Origin of the sequence: Flavobacterium sp. CECT 9288, assembly GCF_918731615.1 — a bacterium.
Lineage (GTDB): Bacteria > Bacteroidota > Bacteroidia > Flavobacteriales > Flavobacteriaceae > Flavobacterium.
This window is the reverse complement of sequence record NZ_OU957226.1, coordinates 81,225-97,292: the sequence shown is the minus strand read 5'-3', so window position 1 is coordinate 97,292 and position 16,068 is coordinate 81,225. Positions and strand designations below refer to the sequence as shown.

The 16,068-nt window shown below is 33.5% G+C and carries 13 protein-coding genes and 2 pseudogenes; 13 read left to right on the top strand and 2 right to left on the bottom strand.

Going from position 1 to position 16,068, the window contains the following annotated elements; all coding sequences use genetic code 11:
• Positions 1–328 precede the first annotated feature (328 nt).
• From leuC to leuB, 4 genes are all read left to right on the top strand, one after another.
• The gene (gene leuC, locus LQ189_RS00405; RefSeq protein WP_230153823.1) at positions 329–1,723 is read left to right on the top strand and encodes a 3-isopropylmalate dehydratase large subunit; all 1,395 of its coding nucleotides are present in this window, start codon (positions 329–331) and stop codon (positions 1,721–1,723) included.
• Positions 1,724–1,836: 113 nt separating this feature from the next.
• Positions 1,837–2,433, top strand: a complete 597-nt coding sequence (gene leuD / locus LQ189_RS00400; RefSeq protein ID WP_230153822.1) for a 3-isopropylmalate dehydratase small subunit — start codon at positions 1,837–1,839, stop codon at positions 2,431–2,433.
• Positions 2,434–2,516: 83 nt separating this feature from the next.
• Positions 2,517–4,040 carry an alpha-isopropylmalate synthase regulatory domain-containing protein gene (locus LQ189_RS00395; RefSeq protein WP_230158590.1) on the top strand — a complete coding sequence of 508 codons (1,524 nt, stop codon included), beginning with the start codon at positions 2,517–2,519 and terminating at the stop codon, positions 4,038–4,040.
• Between the two features lie 140 nt (positions 4,041–4,180).
• Entirely contained in the window at positions 4,181–5,242 is a 1,062-nt protein-coding gene (gene leuB, locus LQ189_RS00390; RefSeq protein WP_230153821.1) for a 3-isopropylmalate dehydrogenase, read from the top strand.
• Positions 5,243–5,298: 56 nt separating this feature from the next.
• Here leuB and LQ189_RS00385 read toward each other — a convergent pair whose 3' ends face one another.
• Positions 5,299–5,655 carry an RNA-binding protein gene (locus tag LQ189_RS00385; RefSeq protein ID WP_086454735.1) on the bottom strand — a complete coding sequence of 119 codons (357 nt, stop codon included), beginning with the start codon at positions 5,653–5,655 and terminating at the stop codon, positions 5,299–5,301.
• 364 nt (positions 5,656–6,019) lie between these two features.
• Between LQ189_RS00385 and LQ189_RS00380 the strand changes: the two genes are divergently transcribed.
• From LQ189_RS00380 to LQ189_RS00340, 9 genes and pseudogenes are all read left to right on the top strand, one after another.
• Positions 6,020–6,565 carry a 30S ribosomal protein S16 gene (locus LQ189_RS00380; protein ID WP_158728576.1) on the top strand — a complete coding sequence of 182 codons (546 nt, stop codon included), beginning with the start codon at positions 6,020–6,022 and terminating at the stop codon, positions 6,563–6,565.
• A 14-nt stretch (positions 6,566–6,579) separates the two neighbouring features.
• Complete coding sequence (gene rimM / locus LQ189_RS00375; protein ID WP_086454733.1) at positions 6,580–7,104, top strand: ribosome maturation factor RimM; 525 nt, start codon at positions 6,580–6,582, stop codon at positions 7,102–7,104.
• 183 nt (positions 7,105–7,287) lie between these two features.
• Entirely contained in the window at positions 7,288–7,644 is a 357-nt protein-coding gene (locus tag LQ189_RS00370; protein ID WP_230153820.1) for a four helix bundle protein, read from the top strand.
• A 97-nt stretch (positions 7,645–7,741) separates the two neighbouring features.
• Positions 7,742–8,449, top strand: coding sequence for a tRNA1(Val) (adenine(37)-N6)-methyltransferase (locus tag LQ189_RS00365; RefSeq protein WP_230153819.1), 708 nt, complete (start codon positions 7,742–7,744; stop codon positions 8,447–8,449).
• A 1,101-nt stretch (positions 8,450–9,550) separates the two neighbouring features.
• Positions 9,551–9,958: a hypothetical protein gene (locus LQ189_RS00360; RefSeq protein ID WP_230153818.1), complete on the top strand. Its 408-nt coding sequence runs from the start codon at positions 9,551–9,553 to the stop codon at positions 9,956–9,958.
• 50 nt (positions 9,959–10,008) lie between these two features.
• The gene (locus LQ189_RS00355; RefSeq protein WP_230153817.1) at positions 10,009–10,776 is read left to right on the top strand and encodes a GLPGLI family protein; all 768 of its coding nucleotides are present in this window, start codon (positions 10,009–10,011) and stop codon (positions 10,774–10,776) included.
• 466 nt (positions 10,777–11,242) lie between these two features.
• Positions 11,243–11,365, top strand: a pseudogene (locus LQ189_RS00350) (GLPGLI family protein); the annotation flags it as partial.
• 288 nt (positions 11,366–11,653) lie between these two features.
• Positions 11,654–14,311: a carboxypeptidase-like regulatory domain-containing protein gene (locus LQ189_RS00345; RefSeq protein WP_230153815.1), complete on the top strand. Its 2,658-nt coding sequence runs from the start codon at positions 11,654–11,656 to the stop codon at positions 14,309–14,311.
• Positions 14,304–14,761 (top strand): annotated as a pseudogene (locus LQ189_RS00340) (tRNA (adenine-N(6)-)-methyltransferase); the annotation flags it as partial. The gene LQ189_RS00345 and the pseudogene LQ189_RS00340, both read left to right, overlap by 8 nt.
• On the opposite strand, the gene LQ189_RS00335 reads toward LQ189_RS00340, so the two are convergent.
• Positions 14,736–16,067, bottom strand: a complete 1,332-nt coding sequence (locus tag LQ189_RS00335) for an HlyD family secretion protein (RefSeq protein WP_230153814.1) — start codon at positions 16,065–16,067, stop codon at positions 14,736–14,738. The pseudogene LQ189_RS00340 and the gene LQ189_RS00335 overlap by 26 nt on opposite strands.
• Position 16,068 lies beyond the last annotated feature (1 nt).

The window sequence follows — 16,068 nt, the reverse complement described above, 5'->3', positions numbered from 1 at the left end:
TCAAAAAAAACGAATTTAAAATTGAAAAAAAAATTAATTTTAACCTAATTTAATTAAATATTCTCAATCCAAACCACTTGAAAGATACAAATACTAACTATTCAATAAATATCAAAAATTAAAAAAAACGACGATACATTTTATCAAAATAAAAACCACACTTAAAAAAAAGAAGTCAAAAAGACGAAATTTAGTTATGAAATATTCGGTTGGGATTTTGGGCATCGTATAAATTAGAAAAATCAAAAATATACATTAACTCCTTTTTTTAGTTTTGCGTTCTTGATTATCCTAAGGCCTATTTGGCCATAAAACTAAAATTGATACAATGAGTACTACATTATTTGACAAAGTATGGGATGCACACGTGGTGCGCAAAATAGAAGATGGGCCCGATATTTTTTTTATTGACCGTCATTTCATTCATGAAGTTACCAGTCCAGTAGCTTTTTTAGGTTTAAAAGAAAGAGGAATACCCGTTTTATATCCAGAACGTACATTTGCAACTGCAGATCACAACACCCCAACCATAAACCAACATTTACCCGTACAAGATCCGTTGTCTGCAAACCAGTTGCAAGCTTTAGAGGACAACGCAGCCGCTCATGGAATCTCTCATTGGGGACTGGGACATCACAAAAACGGAATTGTGCATGTTGTAGGACCTGAAAACGGAATTACACTTCCGGGAGCTACTATTGTTTGTGGAGATTCCCACACCTCTACGCACGGTGCCTTTGGCGCTATCGCTTTTGGAATAGGAACTTCGGAGGTCGAAATGGTTTTGGCAACCCAATGCATCATGCAACCCAAACCAAAAAAAATGCGCATCAATGTAAACGGAACTTTAAGCAAAGGTGTAGGGCCAAAAGATGTGGCATTGTATATCATATCCCAACTGACCACTTCTGGCGGAACAGGGTATTTTGTTGAGTACGCAGGAAATGTTTTTGAAGAAATGTCTATGGAAGGCCGTATGACTGTTTGTAACCTAAGTATCGAAATGGGTGCTCGAGGTGGCATGATAGCTCCAGATCAAAAAACATTTGATTTCCTTGAAGGAAGATTATATGCCCCAAAAGGCGAAGCTTGGACAAAAGCAGTTGCATATTGGGAAACCTTAAAAACCGATGCTGACGCCGTTTTTGATGCTGAACTAAATATAAATGCAGCATCTATTGAACCCATGATTACTTACGGTACAAATCCAGGGATGGGAATTGCTATTTCAGCAACTATTCCAAATGCAAGTCAAGTAGAAGGTGGAGCCGACACCTACAAAAAATCGTTAGCTTATATGGGATTCCAAGAAGATGATGTAATGATAGGCAAACCAATTGATTATGTTTTCTTAGGAAGCTGCACTAACGGTCGTATTGAAGATTTTAGAGCTTTTACAGAAATTGTAAAAGGTAGAAAAAAAGCAGACAATGTTACCGCTTGGTTGGTTCCAGGTTCTCACGTTGTGGAAGCACAGATTAAAGAGGAAGGTCTTCTAGACATTTTAACAGATGCTGGTTTTGTATTGCGTCAGCCGGGTTGTTCTGCCTGCTTGGCCATGAACGATGATAAAGTTCCTGCAGGAAAATATGCTGTAAGTACATCAAACAGAAACTTCGAAGGTCGTCAAGGTCCTGGTTCAAGAACGCTATTGGCTAGCCCAATTATGGCTGCAGCTGCTGCAGTTACTGGAGTTTTAACAGATCCAAGAAAATTAATGTAGCCTCCTAACCACAAAGGGGGAATTCCCAACATAGTAAATAGTACAATTAAAGAAAATAACTTTCGCCTCCAACAACTTCCCATTCGAGGGTTGGGAGCTAATAAAAAATAAAAATGGCATACGATAAATTCAATATACTAACGAGCACTGCGGTACCCCTACCTATAGAAAACGTAGATACGGATCAAATTATTCCAGCTCGTTTCTTAAAAGCCACTACTCGAGAGGGTTTTGGCGACAATCTTTTTAGAGACTGGAGATACAACCCTGACGGATCTATTAAAGAAGATTTTGTTTTAAATAACAGTACTTATAGCGGTAAAATTTTAGTGGGCGGAAAAAATTTTGGCTCTGGTTCTTCTCGTGAACACGCCGCATGGGCGGTATATGATTACGGATTTAGAGCAGTTGTATCTAGTTTTTTTGCAGATATCTTTAAAGGAAACTGTTTGAATATTGGCGTTTTGCCTGTGCAGGTGAGCCCCGAATTTGCCGATTCTATTTTTAAAGCCATTGCCGAAGATCCTTCTACGCAACTAGAAATCAACTTACCAAATCAAACCTTAACCTTGTTAACCACAGGTCAGCAAGAATCTTTTGCCATTAACGGCTACAAAAAGAACAACATGGTCAACGGTTTTGATGATATTGATTACCTACAAAACATGAAAAAAGATATTAAAGAATTTGCAAACACACGTCCCTTTTAAGTACAAAATCAAATACGAAGCACTATCGTAAAACCTAAAAATACAGCTAGTAAAAAGTTGGTTTTTTGAGTTCCAAATTTATAATGATGAAAAGAAAAATTGAAATAATGGACACAACGCTCCGTGATGGTGAACAAACCTCAGGAGTATCCTTTTCTGCTGCAGAAAAATTGACCATTGCACAATTATTGATCGAAGAATTAAATATTGACCGTATAGAAATTGCCTCTGCACGAGTGAGCGACGGAGAATTTCAGGGAGTAAAAGGCATTATGGCCTGGGCCAATAAACAAAATTATACAGAAAGAATAGAAGTGCTCACCTTTGTAGATGGCGGATTATCTATTGAATGGATGAAAAAAACAGGTGCTAAAGTTCAAAATTTATTAACCAAAGGATCCTTGAATCATCTAACGCATCAGTTAAAAAAAACTCCCCAAGAACACTTTGATGAAATTACTGCAGCCATTGCATTAGCCCAAGAAAATAACATTTCTACAAATGTATATCTAGAAGACTGGAGCAACGGCATGCGTAATTCTCCTGAATATGTGTTTCAATATTTAGATTTCCTAACACAACAGCCCGTGAAAAGAATCTTACTTCCAGATACATTGGGAGTATTGATCCCATCAGAAACATTTGAGTTCATTTCGAAAATCACAACTCGATATCCTTCTATCCATTTTGATTTTCATGCCCACAATGATTATGATTTAAGCATTGCCAATGTTATGGAAGCTATAAAAGCTGGAATTCATGGTTTGCATGTTACCGTAAATGGTATGGGGGAGCGTGCAGGAAATGCACCACTAGAAAGTGCCGTTGCCGTAATCAATGACTTTTTTCCAGAAATAGCTATTGGCGTAAAAGAATCATCTTTATATTCTGTGAGTAAGTTGGTCGAAACTTTTACAGGATATAGAATTCCTGCAAACAAACCTATAGTAGGCGATAATGTATTTACCCAAACAGCCGGAATTCATGCTGACGGAGACAATAAAAACAACCTTTATTTTAATGATTTATTACCGGAACGTTTTGGTCGAAAAAGAAAGTATGCTCTTGGAAAAACTTCTGGCAAAGCTAATATTGAAAAGAATCTTCAGGAATTAGGCCTTCAATTAAACCCTGAGGATTTAAAATTAGTTACGCAACGCATTATAGAACTTGGAGACAAAAAAGAAACAGTAACTAAAGAGGACTTGCCCTATATTATATCTGATGTTTTAGACAGCCAAACCTACCAAGATAAAATAATTGTAGAATCCTATATATTATCTCATGCAAAAGGCATGCGACCATCAACCACTTTATCATTAAAAATGTATGGTGAAATCATAGAAGAACATGCACAAGGTGATGGACAATTTGATGCTTTTATGAATGCCTTAGCCAAAATATATAAAAGTAAAAACCTTGAGCTTCCACATTTAATAGATTATGCAGTACGAATCCCACCCGGAAGTAGTTCTGATGCCTTATGTGAAACCATCATAACATGGACCAACGGAGGAAAAGAGTTTAAAACACGAGGATTAGATTCTGACCAAACCGTAGCAGCAATTATTGCAACACAAAAAATGCTAAATGTAGTATCTAATTAAAGGTATAATGGCTAAGAGTGGCAAAGGTTCAAAGTTTTTCTTTGTTGCTTTGACTTTGAATCTTTAAATCTTTGATCCTTTGAATCTTTGAATCTTTGAACCTTTGAATCCTTGAACCTTAAATAATAAATACTTAAAAAATGAAATTAAACATAGCCCTTTTAGCCGGAGACGGAATTGGACCCGAAGTAATCAACGAAGCCGTAAAAGTTTCTGACGCCATTGCAAAAAAATTCAATCATGAAATCACTTGGACCCCAGCATTAACAGGCGCATGTGCTATTGATGCTGTTGGTGTGCCTTATCCAGATGAAACCCATGAAATTTGTCTTGCTGCAGATGCAGTACTGTTTGGAGCTATTGGTCATCCAAAATACGACAATGACCCAACCGCAACGGTCCGACCAGAACAAGGACTATTACTCATGCGAAAAAAATTAGGCTTATTTGCAAATGTGAGACCAACTTTTACTTTCCCGTCTTTGATTGACAATTCTCCTTTGAAACGAGAACGCATAGAGGGAACCGACTTGATTTTCCTAAGAGAATTAACTGGTGGGATCTATTTTGGAAAAAAAGGAAGATTAGACGAAGGCGAAACCGCGTACGATACGTGCACCTATACCAGAGCAGAAGTGAAACGACTGGCAAAAAAAGGCTTTGAATTGGCCATGAGCCGTTCTAAAAAACTATGTTGTGTAGACAAAGCTAATGTTATGGAAACTTCCAGGCTATGGAGAGAAACCGTTCAAGCCATGGAAAAAGACTATCCTGAAGTTACAGTTTCCTATGAATTTGTTGATGCCGTAGCAATGCGATTAGTGCAATGGCCCAATTCTTATGATGTGTTGATTACTGAAAATTTATTTGGTGATATATTAACGGATGAAGCTTCGGTAATATCAGGATCTATGGGATTAATGCCTTCTGCATCTGTGGGCGAACATACTTCTTTATACGAACCCATTCACGGATCATATCCTCAAGCAACAGGCCTCAATATTGCAAATCCGCTGGCAACAATTTTATCCGCAGCAATGATGTTTGAAGACGCTTTTGGATTAAAAGAAGAAGCAGAAGCCATAAGAGCAGTTGTAAATAGTTCCCTTGAACAAGGAATAGTAACGGAGGATTTAGTCAGCAAAGGAAACAAAGCTTACAAAACAAGCGAAGTAGGCGACTGGCTTGTTGCAAACCTATAAAAACAAAAAAGGTGTCAATTTTCATTGACACCTTTTTTTATAGCTAGAAAAAAATATTAATATCCTCCTCTGTTTCCACCACCACGGTTGTCTCCACCACGGCTGTTTCCACCATAACCACCACGTGAGTCACCTCCACGGTTGTTATTAAAACTTCTTCTTTCACCTTCTGGTTTAGGCTCAGATTTGTTTACTACAATTGCACGTCCTTGAACAGTAGCACCGTTCAACTCGTCAATTGCTTTTTGAGCTTCATCATCATTTGGCATCTCAACAAAACCGAATCCTTTACTTCTTCCTGTAAATTTATCTGAGATAATTTTAACTGAATCAACTGCTCCGTAAGCCTCGAAAGACTCTCTTAAATCTGCTTCCTCAATACTGAATGGAAGGCTTCCAACAAAAATATTCATATGTACTTATTTAAATAATACAACAAATGTACTGCTATTTTTCTCTAATCTACTATATATTAGCTTATTTATGATTTTATTTTTAATTTGCGTTTTTAAAACTAAGAAATAAATACAGCAAACTGGTCTTTGTTTTTCTAAAACTATCCTATTTCATTTCAAAAAGAACAGATTAAAAAAATTATTTAACAAATTTTAATTGTTGAAAGAAATAGAAATGTATTGACCCAAAAATCATAACAAAACCACCTAACCTATTCCTTTACATTATTTTAAAATTCACAGTAGTAATTTTGAATAAAAAATGTATCTTTGCACCCTTAATTAATCGAGGTCGAGTACCTCAAAATTTAATCACAAGATTATGTCAGTAAAAATTAGATTACAAAGACACGGTAAAAAACAAAAACCTTTTTACTGGGTTGTAGCTGCAGATGCACGCTCAAAAAGAGATGGTAAATACCTAGAAAAAATTGGTACTTACAATCCTAACACTAACCCAGCGACTATCGAGTTAAACCTTGAAAGCGCAGTAAAATGGTTACACAATGGTGCACAACCCACAGATACTGCAAAAGCAATTCTTTCTTACAAAGGTGCTTTATTGAAACACCACCTTGATGGAGGTATTCGTAAAGGTGCTTTAACACAAGAGCAAGCTGATGCAAAATTAGCGGCTTGGTTAGAAGCTAAAGCTGGTAAAGTTGACGCTAAAAAAGAAGGTTTGACTAAAGCTCAAGCTGCTGATAAAGCTAAAGCTTTCAAAGCAGAACAAGAAGTAAATGCAAAACGTTTAGCTGCTGCTGCACAAGCAGAAGCAGATGCTATTGCTGCTGCAACTCCAGCTGCTGAAGAAGTTGCTGAAGAGGCTCCTGCTGCTGAAGAAAACAACGAAACTACTGAAGCATAATTTATAAGGCGACGATGCGTAAAGAAGACTGTTTCTACTTAGGTAAAATCGCTAAAAAATTTAGTTTCAAAGGGGAAGTTCTTGCCTATTTAGACACGGACGAACCTGAGTTATACGAAAACTTGGAATCAGTGTTTGTTGAATGCAACAAACACTTGGTTCCTTTTTTTATTGAAAGCAGTTCGCTGCACAAAAACGATTTTTTACGAATCCGTTTTGAAGATACAAATACCGAAGAAGAAGCCGATGCATTGATAGGCAATGATTTGTATTTACCCTTGAAAATGTTGCCAAAACTAACCGGTAACAAGTTTTATTTCCACGAAGTAATTGGTTTTGAAGTTGAAGACAAACGCCTAGGAATCGTTGGTAAAATAGAATCTATCAATGACACCACTGCACAACCCTTATTTGAGGTTTTAAATGGTAGTGTAGAAATCTTAATCCCTATGATTGACCATTTCTTAGTTAAAATTGATCGTGAAAACAAAAAAGTAATCATGGATTTACCAGAAGGATTAATTGAAATGTACCTTTAGTTGAAATTCCAAAAAATAAATTCCAAATTCCAACCCAAAAAGTAAGTTCCAAAAAAAGGATTCTAATTTATAATTTCGTTGTAGAAGTTCGAATATTTAACCTAAATTTGATTACTTAACGAATTTTGAAGAGCATATTCTTCTATTGTGGAATTTATCATTTATTCGGAATTTGCCAAAATTATGGAAAAACCTTATAACCTTGAAGAAAGAACTTTTTTGTTCGCTAAAGAGTGTAGATTGTATGTTCAAAAACTACATAAAACTATTTCAAATATTGAAGATAGTAAGCAATTAGTAAGGTCCTCTGGATCAATTGGAGCTAATTACATAGAGGCAAATGAGAAGCTTGGAGACAAAGACTTAGTCTTTCGTTTAAAAATCGCAAGAAAAGAAGCTAAAGAATCAATATATTGGATTCGCTTATTAAATGCGCTGAATCCAGAACATAAAGAAATATCAGAATCACTTCTATATGAAGTTGAGGAATTAAGAAAAATTTTATCCGCAATTATAACAAAAATAAATCCTAATATTTAAATCTGAGATTCTAACAAAAAGTAATAACGTCCTCAAGTTTGGAATTTATCTCAAAAAGTATTGGAATTTGGAATTTAAAAAATTGGAATTTTAATTTATGTTTACATTCAAACAATTTGCTGTTGAGCAAGACCGTTGTGCTATGAAAATTGGAACCGATGGAGTTCTTCTTGGCGCTTGGACTCCTATAACCAATAATCCTTTTAGTATTTTAGATATTGGAGCTGGAACTGGAATCATTGCCCTGATGCTAGCACAACGAAGCAACGCTGAACAAATTGATGCTTTAGAGATTGACGAGGATGCGCATGAACAAGCAACCGATAATTTCGAAAATTCGCCTTGGAGCGATCGCTTATTTTGTTATCATGCTGGTCTAGATGAATTTGTTGAAGAACCCGAAGACGAGTACGATATAATTGTTTCCAACCCACCTTTTTACACCGAAGATTACAAAACGGAAAATGAGCAGCGTGATATCGCCCGTTTTGCTGATGCCATGCCTTTTGACGAATTGATTGAAGCCGCCGATTTATTACTTTCTGAAAACGGAATATTCGCCGTAATCATTCCTTACAGAGAAGAAGAAAACTTTATTGCTTTGGCCAATGAATACGAGTTATATCCCTTAAAAATTACTCGTGTAAAAGGATCACCAACCACTGAAATCAAACGCAGCTTATTAGCTTTTACTCGAAAAGAAACTACTAATTTTGCAGTTGACGAATTGATTATCGAAACCGCAAGACACGTTTACACTCCAGAATATATTGCCTTGACAAAGGATTTTTATTTGAAGATGTAAAGACTTTAACTACACTCAACTAACAAATACTACTCTTGATAGAAAAGGTAAAACTATTTATAAAAAAAGAACAGTAAAGTCCTTTTCTAAAATTACTTAGTTCCCTTCTTACATAATATTCATAAAATAAAATGCAATTGTATTTTATTTCATGTATATTATCAACTTATATAGCCCCCAAAAATATAAATAACAAGTGAGAAATGAATCCTAAATAAATGCTCTAATCTTAAGAAATTAAAAAGCTAATTAAAAAATTCTTCTATCAGGAGTAAAGCTCAGTGTAAATTGCACGATTTTTTTTAAAAAAAATAGAAAATGATGCATATTAATTGAGTTAACCGATCAATAAATATATAGCAAGATTAAAAGGGAAAGGTAGTTTATGTTTTAACTATGCAGGACTAAAATCCAAAAAAATGACCCTTTGAAGAATGTCTCCAGTGTAACTAAATCTTAAAAAATAAAAATTCTATTTTAAATAAATACAAAAACAACCTTTTTTTAACTCACAATCAATTAAATTGGAATAAAGCACAAACAAAACCAGATACAAATTAATAAAAAAAGCACAAAAACTTAATTATTTCTGACTTGTCTATTATTTAACTTCATTTACACTTTAAGTGTAAAGCTAAACTCTACTTCAGTAATATCTTTGTCCTATAAATTTCTTTTAAAGATATCTAATAGGTAAGATTTAATAGATCAAACAAAAAATTCTATCTTTTATCAGTCTATAGGTAATTGGAAAATAATAAGAAACCAAAAAGTTTGAATTTTGCTTTACATCAGCTTTTTAAACAAGTAATCAATAGAATTTAATACAACAATAGGCATCAATACAAAAGTGCCAAAAAACAGATTAGTTTTTAAAACTATCGTGTTAATCAAAAAGATTTTCTCGATTCTAGATTGTAAAATTACACACAAAATAGAGCCGTCTAAATAAACCGCTTGCAAGCAAAAATTAATGTTACTTTTTAAAGAGTTGGTTTGGTAACATTTCTGATAAAAAAATCAACCACAAAAAAACAGCCATACTTCAAAAATGTTTTCGACGACATAAAGTATGACTGCAAATAATTAAAAAACAAAAATATGAAAAAATTATTATTTGGCCTAGTGGCTACAATTATGTTTTCTTTTACAGGGTCTGCAAACACTATTGATCCTACTTTGAATTCAATGAATGAGGTAAGAACAGAAAAAGCATCTATATCTATTCAAACTGCTGATGCTAAAACAGTTTACAATTTTAATTCCATCAATGATTTTAAAAATCATACCAATGAAATCATAGAAGATGTAAACAATCAATCACTTGATGAGGCTTGTACCGTAACTATTACAATGACAGTTACTGTTACTGTAAGTGGTGGTATACCTGGTGTAGTGGGCGGAGAAGTGTCAACTACTGTTTCAGGCTCAGTTACAGCTTCATGTGCAGGAGCTGTTGCTGCTGGCAAAAAGCTACGTGCTAGTCTTGTAGAGATGGCCCAAGGTTAAATAATATAAAAGCCCTAACTTTACAGTTAGGGCTAACTTAAAAAATAGTTATGAATATAAACAAAATTCTTTTTTTACTTTTTTGTGGAGTAAATAGTTTCTCTCAAAACTTTATTTCTGCTGGGAAAATAGACTATGAAATGATGATTTATTCAGGAACTTCATATGATAACTATACCGCTTCATTATTGTTTAATGACTCTTTTTCGAGATTTAATTATAATAGTAAAGATATTGGAGATAGAGTTACTGAAAACAAAGTGAACGATAATAACACCTCAATAATTATCAAAAAATCAGACACTACTAATTATGCTATTTTTAATGATTTAAAAAAAGTGGTCTTGTATACTGTAGGTGGTAATGAAGTTATTTTTGAAAATGGAACAAAACAAGAATGGGAGCTAGTAAACGAAGAAAAAAAAATAGGTAATTTAGTTTGTTTCAAAGCGACTTGCGACTTTAGAGGACGCTCATACACTGCATGGTACGCTATTTCTATTCCAATTCCGTTGGGTCCATGGAAATTTAAAGGACTACCTGGATTAATTATTGAACTTTCGGATTCCAAAAATGAAGTGATTTTTTCTGTTAAAAAAATAGAAATCCCTTTTCAAAGTGAAGTAAATGGTATAGATCCTAAATACAATTTAATATCAAGGGAAGAAGCCAAAATAATTACTAGTGCACAATTGATCAAGCAAAAAGCTAAGTTGGAAGAGCGAGCTAAAATTTTGGAAAGTAAAGTTTCAAAAGGAGAGCGTTTGAAAATAAATGTATCTACACCTATTTTAAAAAAAGGAATTGAATTAGATTAAGGTGTAAATATTTAAAAATTAAAACATTACGAACACATAACATAGGAAAAGACGTTAAAAAACTATGAAATTATTACTCACTTTTCTGTTATTACCCTTTTATCTACTTTGTCAAAATTCGACAAGTGAAATTGTATATTCATGTAATGTAAATAATGGAGGTTATTACAAATCAACCCCTTTCAATTTTTCAAACTGAAAATTTATTTAAGAAAACTATAAAAAGGGTTGCTGTTAAGTTCAATGATAAAAAGAATGAAGTCGATTTAAGTTTCAACTAGATTCTACAATCCCAGATGCATTAGGGATGCTTACCAATTTAAAAGAAGGTTTAATTATTGAAAATTTTTATCTTTATGTAGGATTATGAAATATAAATGACACGCTCTATGTAAAAGATAAAACGAGAATTATTGATTGGGAAGTAAGTGAAGAAACAAAAATGATAAGTTAGTTTCTATGTCAAAAAGCCATGGGGAAATTTCGTGATAGAGTTCATACGGTATGGTTTACCAATGAAATTCCACTAAGTTTTGTTCCATGGAAATTAAACGGATTGCCTGGTATAATAATTGGAAGCGCAAGCTAAACAAAAACATTTATGTTTTTTACTAAAAATGTAACACTAAATAAATCAAGATAAATTTATTGTTAAAAAATACACTACACCTATCAATGCTAAAGACAAGTCTATTGCTATGTAAAAAAAACAGAAGAAGATATTTCAATGAAAATAAGAACTTCTTTACCTAGAGATGTAAAAATAACTAGTACAAAAACTGAAACAAAAGGAGTTGATGAAAATGATTTTATTGAAAAAAGTTTCGATGACATAAAATAAAAATAACGTATTACATTCTAATACGACGATACGAAAATGAACAAATTTCTCTTTCTCCTTTTACTAAGTTTTACCATACAAGCACAATCGACTCTGACAGGTCACATACATGACATTGTAAAAAATCCCATTCCGTTTGTGAATGTATATATAAAGCCAACCGGGAGCAATGCAATTGCTGCTTATACCACTTCTGATAAAGACGGGAATTACAGTCTGACAACAAAAAAAACAGGAACCTTTGAGCTTAGTTTTAGTGCCATGTCCTACAAAACGGCTACTTTTTCAGTAGAAATAGAGCCCAATAAAGCATCTGTACAAAACGCAGTGTTAAGTAACGAGCAACTAGTCCTCAAAGAAGTAATTGTACAGTCGGAAAGACCCGTAACTATCAAAAAAGATACAATTACGATTAATGTGAAAACATTTTTAAAAGGTAATGAAACTGTAGTTGAAGATCTACTAAGAAATTTACCTGGTGTGAATGTAGGTGACGATGGCACGATTAAAATAGGAAATAAAGAAATTGAAAAAGTAATGGTAGAAGGTGACGATTTCTTTGAACGGGGCTACAAATTACTGACGAAAAACTTGAATGCAAACACAATCGATAAAGTAGAAATTTACCAAAAATACTCTAACAATAGATTACTCAAAGGAATTGAAAACAGCGACAAAGTAGCGATCAATTTAAAACTTAAAAAAGATTTAAAATTGCAGTGGTTTGGCAACATGAGTATGGGTTATGGCGTGGTAAGTGAAAATAGATATGAACTAAGAACCAACTTAATGTCTTTTGGTAAAAAAGCTAAATACTACCTCATTGGGAACCTCAACAATACAGGAATTGATGGAACTGGTGATATTGACCAACTCATTCGACCGTTTCAAATGGATGACATAGGTACTTTGGGTGATGATGAACAGTCGAATAGTTTGCTAAGTTTAAATAGTACAAGTCCATCTTTGAAAAAAGAAATCACCAATTTTAATAATGCCGAAATGACATCGCTTAATACGATATTTACATTATCTCCAAAAGTTAAAATGAAAACCTTGGGCTTTTTCAATTGGGATGAAAATGATTTTTTTAGAAATGGATTCCAATCATACAAAATCAACAATACCTCTTTTACCAATACCGAAGATTATGCTTTGAAGAAAAAAAAGGTGATTGGTTTTGGGAAAATAGATTTGACTTATGATGTGTCCAAAACCAAAATGTTGGAATTTACTAGTAAGTACAACAATGGTCGACATGATAGTCAGTCTAGTTTGGTATTCAACAATGATCCTACCATTGAAAAACTTAAGGAAGACAACCAATTGATTGATCAAAAATTGGTTTTTACCAATAAAATATCCGACAAAAAAGTGTTTATTATATCTGGACGATATATCAATGAGAAATCGCCACAACAATATAATATTAATTCGTTTTTGTTTCCTGATTTATTTCCTAAGCAAAGCAATACTGAAGCTTTGTCGCAAATGAGTGAAAACAAAATGCAATTTGCCGCCATCGATGGTCATTTATTAGACCGAAAAAAGAACGATAATTTACTTGAAATACAAGCGGGTTTTAAATTCCGTCATGATATTGTAAATACATCCTTGTTTTTTGAAACCAACAATACAAGCTCATTAGCTTCGCAAGATTACCAGAACCAAGTACAATACAACAGTAGCGATTTTTATTTTAAATCGAAATATCTATACAAAAAAGGGAAGTATGGCCTTGTTGCTCAAATAGATGCACATCAACTTATTAATCATTTCTCTTCTTTTAATGAGGAGCAAAAGCAACAACCGTTTTTTGTGAATCCAAAAATTGGCATAAACTGGGAAATCAACAAAAATAACAAAGTAGTTACCTCTTATTCTTATAACACGACCAATGCTAAAATTCTTGATCTCTATTCTAATTATGTACTTACAAGTTATCGCAACTTTGATAAAGGAGTTTCTAGCTTAAACCAGCTTAACGCGAGCACATTCTTTTTTAATTATGGCATAGGCAATTGGGGCAATAAGTTTTTTGCTAATTTCTCGGCGGTTTATAACAAAGACCATGATTTTTATTCCACTAACACTACTTTAGCTCCTAATTATTCGCAAACAGAAAAAATCATTATCAATAACCGTGATATGTTTAGTTTGAGTACTAATGCTGATTATTTCATTAAATATATTAGTTCCAATCTAAAACTGACTTCGAGTTATTCGAAATCCAATTATAAAAACATTGTGAATAGCACCAACTTAAGGGAAGTAATCGCAAACAATTACAATTATGGCTTTGAACTGAGATCAGGTTTTAAAGGGATTTTCAACTATCATATCGGTAGTAAATGGACAACAAGCGAAGTGGAGACATCGATTGTAAATACAAATACAAACAATATGAGTTTTTTAGATTTGAATTTTAATTTTTCTAAAAAATTCAATGTCGATATTCAAAGTGAAAGGTACTTTTTTGGCAACCTAAATAAAAACAACAACCGATATTACTTTTTAGATTTAGAATCAAAGTACACTGTTAAAGATAATAAATTATCGTTTGTTCTCTCTGGCAAAAATCTTTTCAATACTAAAAAATTCACCGAATACTATGTGAGTGATATCTCTGTATCTTCTACAGAATATCGTTTGTTATCTCGATATGTACTATTAAAGATTGACTACAGGTTTTGATGAACTTATTGAAGCAACGGAAGACGAACCGAGCGATAGCGAACTGGCGCAGCAATACGATGTAATTGTATCCAACCCTCCCTTTTATACAGAAGATTACAGAACAGAAAATGACCAACGTGATATCGCCCGTTTTGCTGATGCAATGCCTTTTGAAGAATTAATCGAAGCCGCAGATTTATTGCTTTCTGAAAACGGAATGTTCTCCGTAATCATTCCTTACAAAGAAGAAGAAAACTTTTGGCTATAGCCAATGAATAAGAATTATATCCCTTAAAAATCACTCGCGTCAAAGGAACACCAACCACGGAAATCAAACGTACATTATTTGCTTTTAGCCGAAAAGAAACAATACATTTTCCAATTGAAGAATTAATTATCGAAACCGCAAGACACGTTTACACTCCAGAATACATTGATCTAACTAAGGATTTTTATTTGAAGATGTAGTGGTTTGATTTTGTACATTAAACAGATCTCTAAATTGATACAACAAACGTTCTATTAATCTCAAATCTTCGGTCACAATATCTGCAGACCCCTTCATCTCTTGCTGAAAAGGGATTTGCTTTTTATAAGAAGACTCCAATCCTTTTGGCAGAGACACATCTATTAGTAAATTACCATCTTTGTCTGGTACCAGAGAAATATTACTTACTTTACCACTCAAAACACCAAATTCCCTATCTGGAAAATTAAACAAGCGAATATTTACTTTTTGCCCTACTTTAATTTTACCAGAATTTAATGAAGCTGCTTTTACTTTACCAACATAACCTTCTTTTATTGTGGGTATAACAGAAAACACATTATCTCCTGAAACGATAGTCTGATTTTTACTCCAAACTTGCAAAAAAGAAACAGTTCCGCCAACAGAGGATTTTAAAGTATAAGTCAATTCCCAATCTTTTATTGCTTTTTTTAATTGGTAAAAAGCCTGGGTAACATTACGATCTAGGTTTACAGTTTCTCTTGTTCCATTTATTTGTGAGCTTTGACTTGACCTTGTATTATCAATCAAGGATGATTTTAATTGAGAAATTGAAGACAATAAACTCCTATAATTCTTGTCAGCCTGAAGATATCCTAATTTTTTATTTTCAAGATCCTGTGTAGAAACCACTCCTTTGTTATATAGAATTTCATAACGATTGACATCATTTTTTTGAAGCTGTAATTCACTTTCATTAATTGTTTTTTGTTGCTCTAATAATCGTAAACGTTCTTTTATCTGAGCATTCTCTAAATGTTGCGAATTGTTTTCCAATTGGAAAGGTTGCAATTGCGAATTTAACTCCTCGGCAATATACTCTTTTTGAAAAATAGCATACGCGTTTTCTACATCTCCTAATTGTGCATTATCAAGTAAATGAAAAGGAAATTTTGTAGTTCCGTTTAAATCAAAATGTTCCATACAGTTCTTCAAAACAAATACATCTTTATAATTGGCATTATTCTCAATTATAGCAAGTGTTGTGTTCCCTGTAGTTACTTCTTTATCTCTTACTAAAATAGCCTCGATTCTTCCCGTAGTTTTAGCCACTATCTTCTCAGGCGGAATATTAGTCGTAATTACCACCTCTGTACTAACGATATCTGGATATTTCAAAAACCAAGACACAAAAAAGAGCATCACAATGATAGCAAAAATCAAAACGGTTCCCCAGCGAATCATCCAATGTGGAACTTTTGAAAGTATGTCTTGAACTTCTTCGCTTCTTAGCTCAAATGAAGTGTCGTATTTTTCTTGTACCATA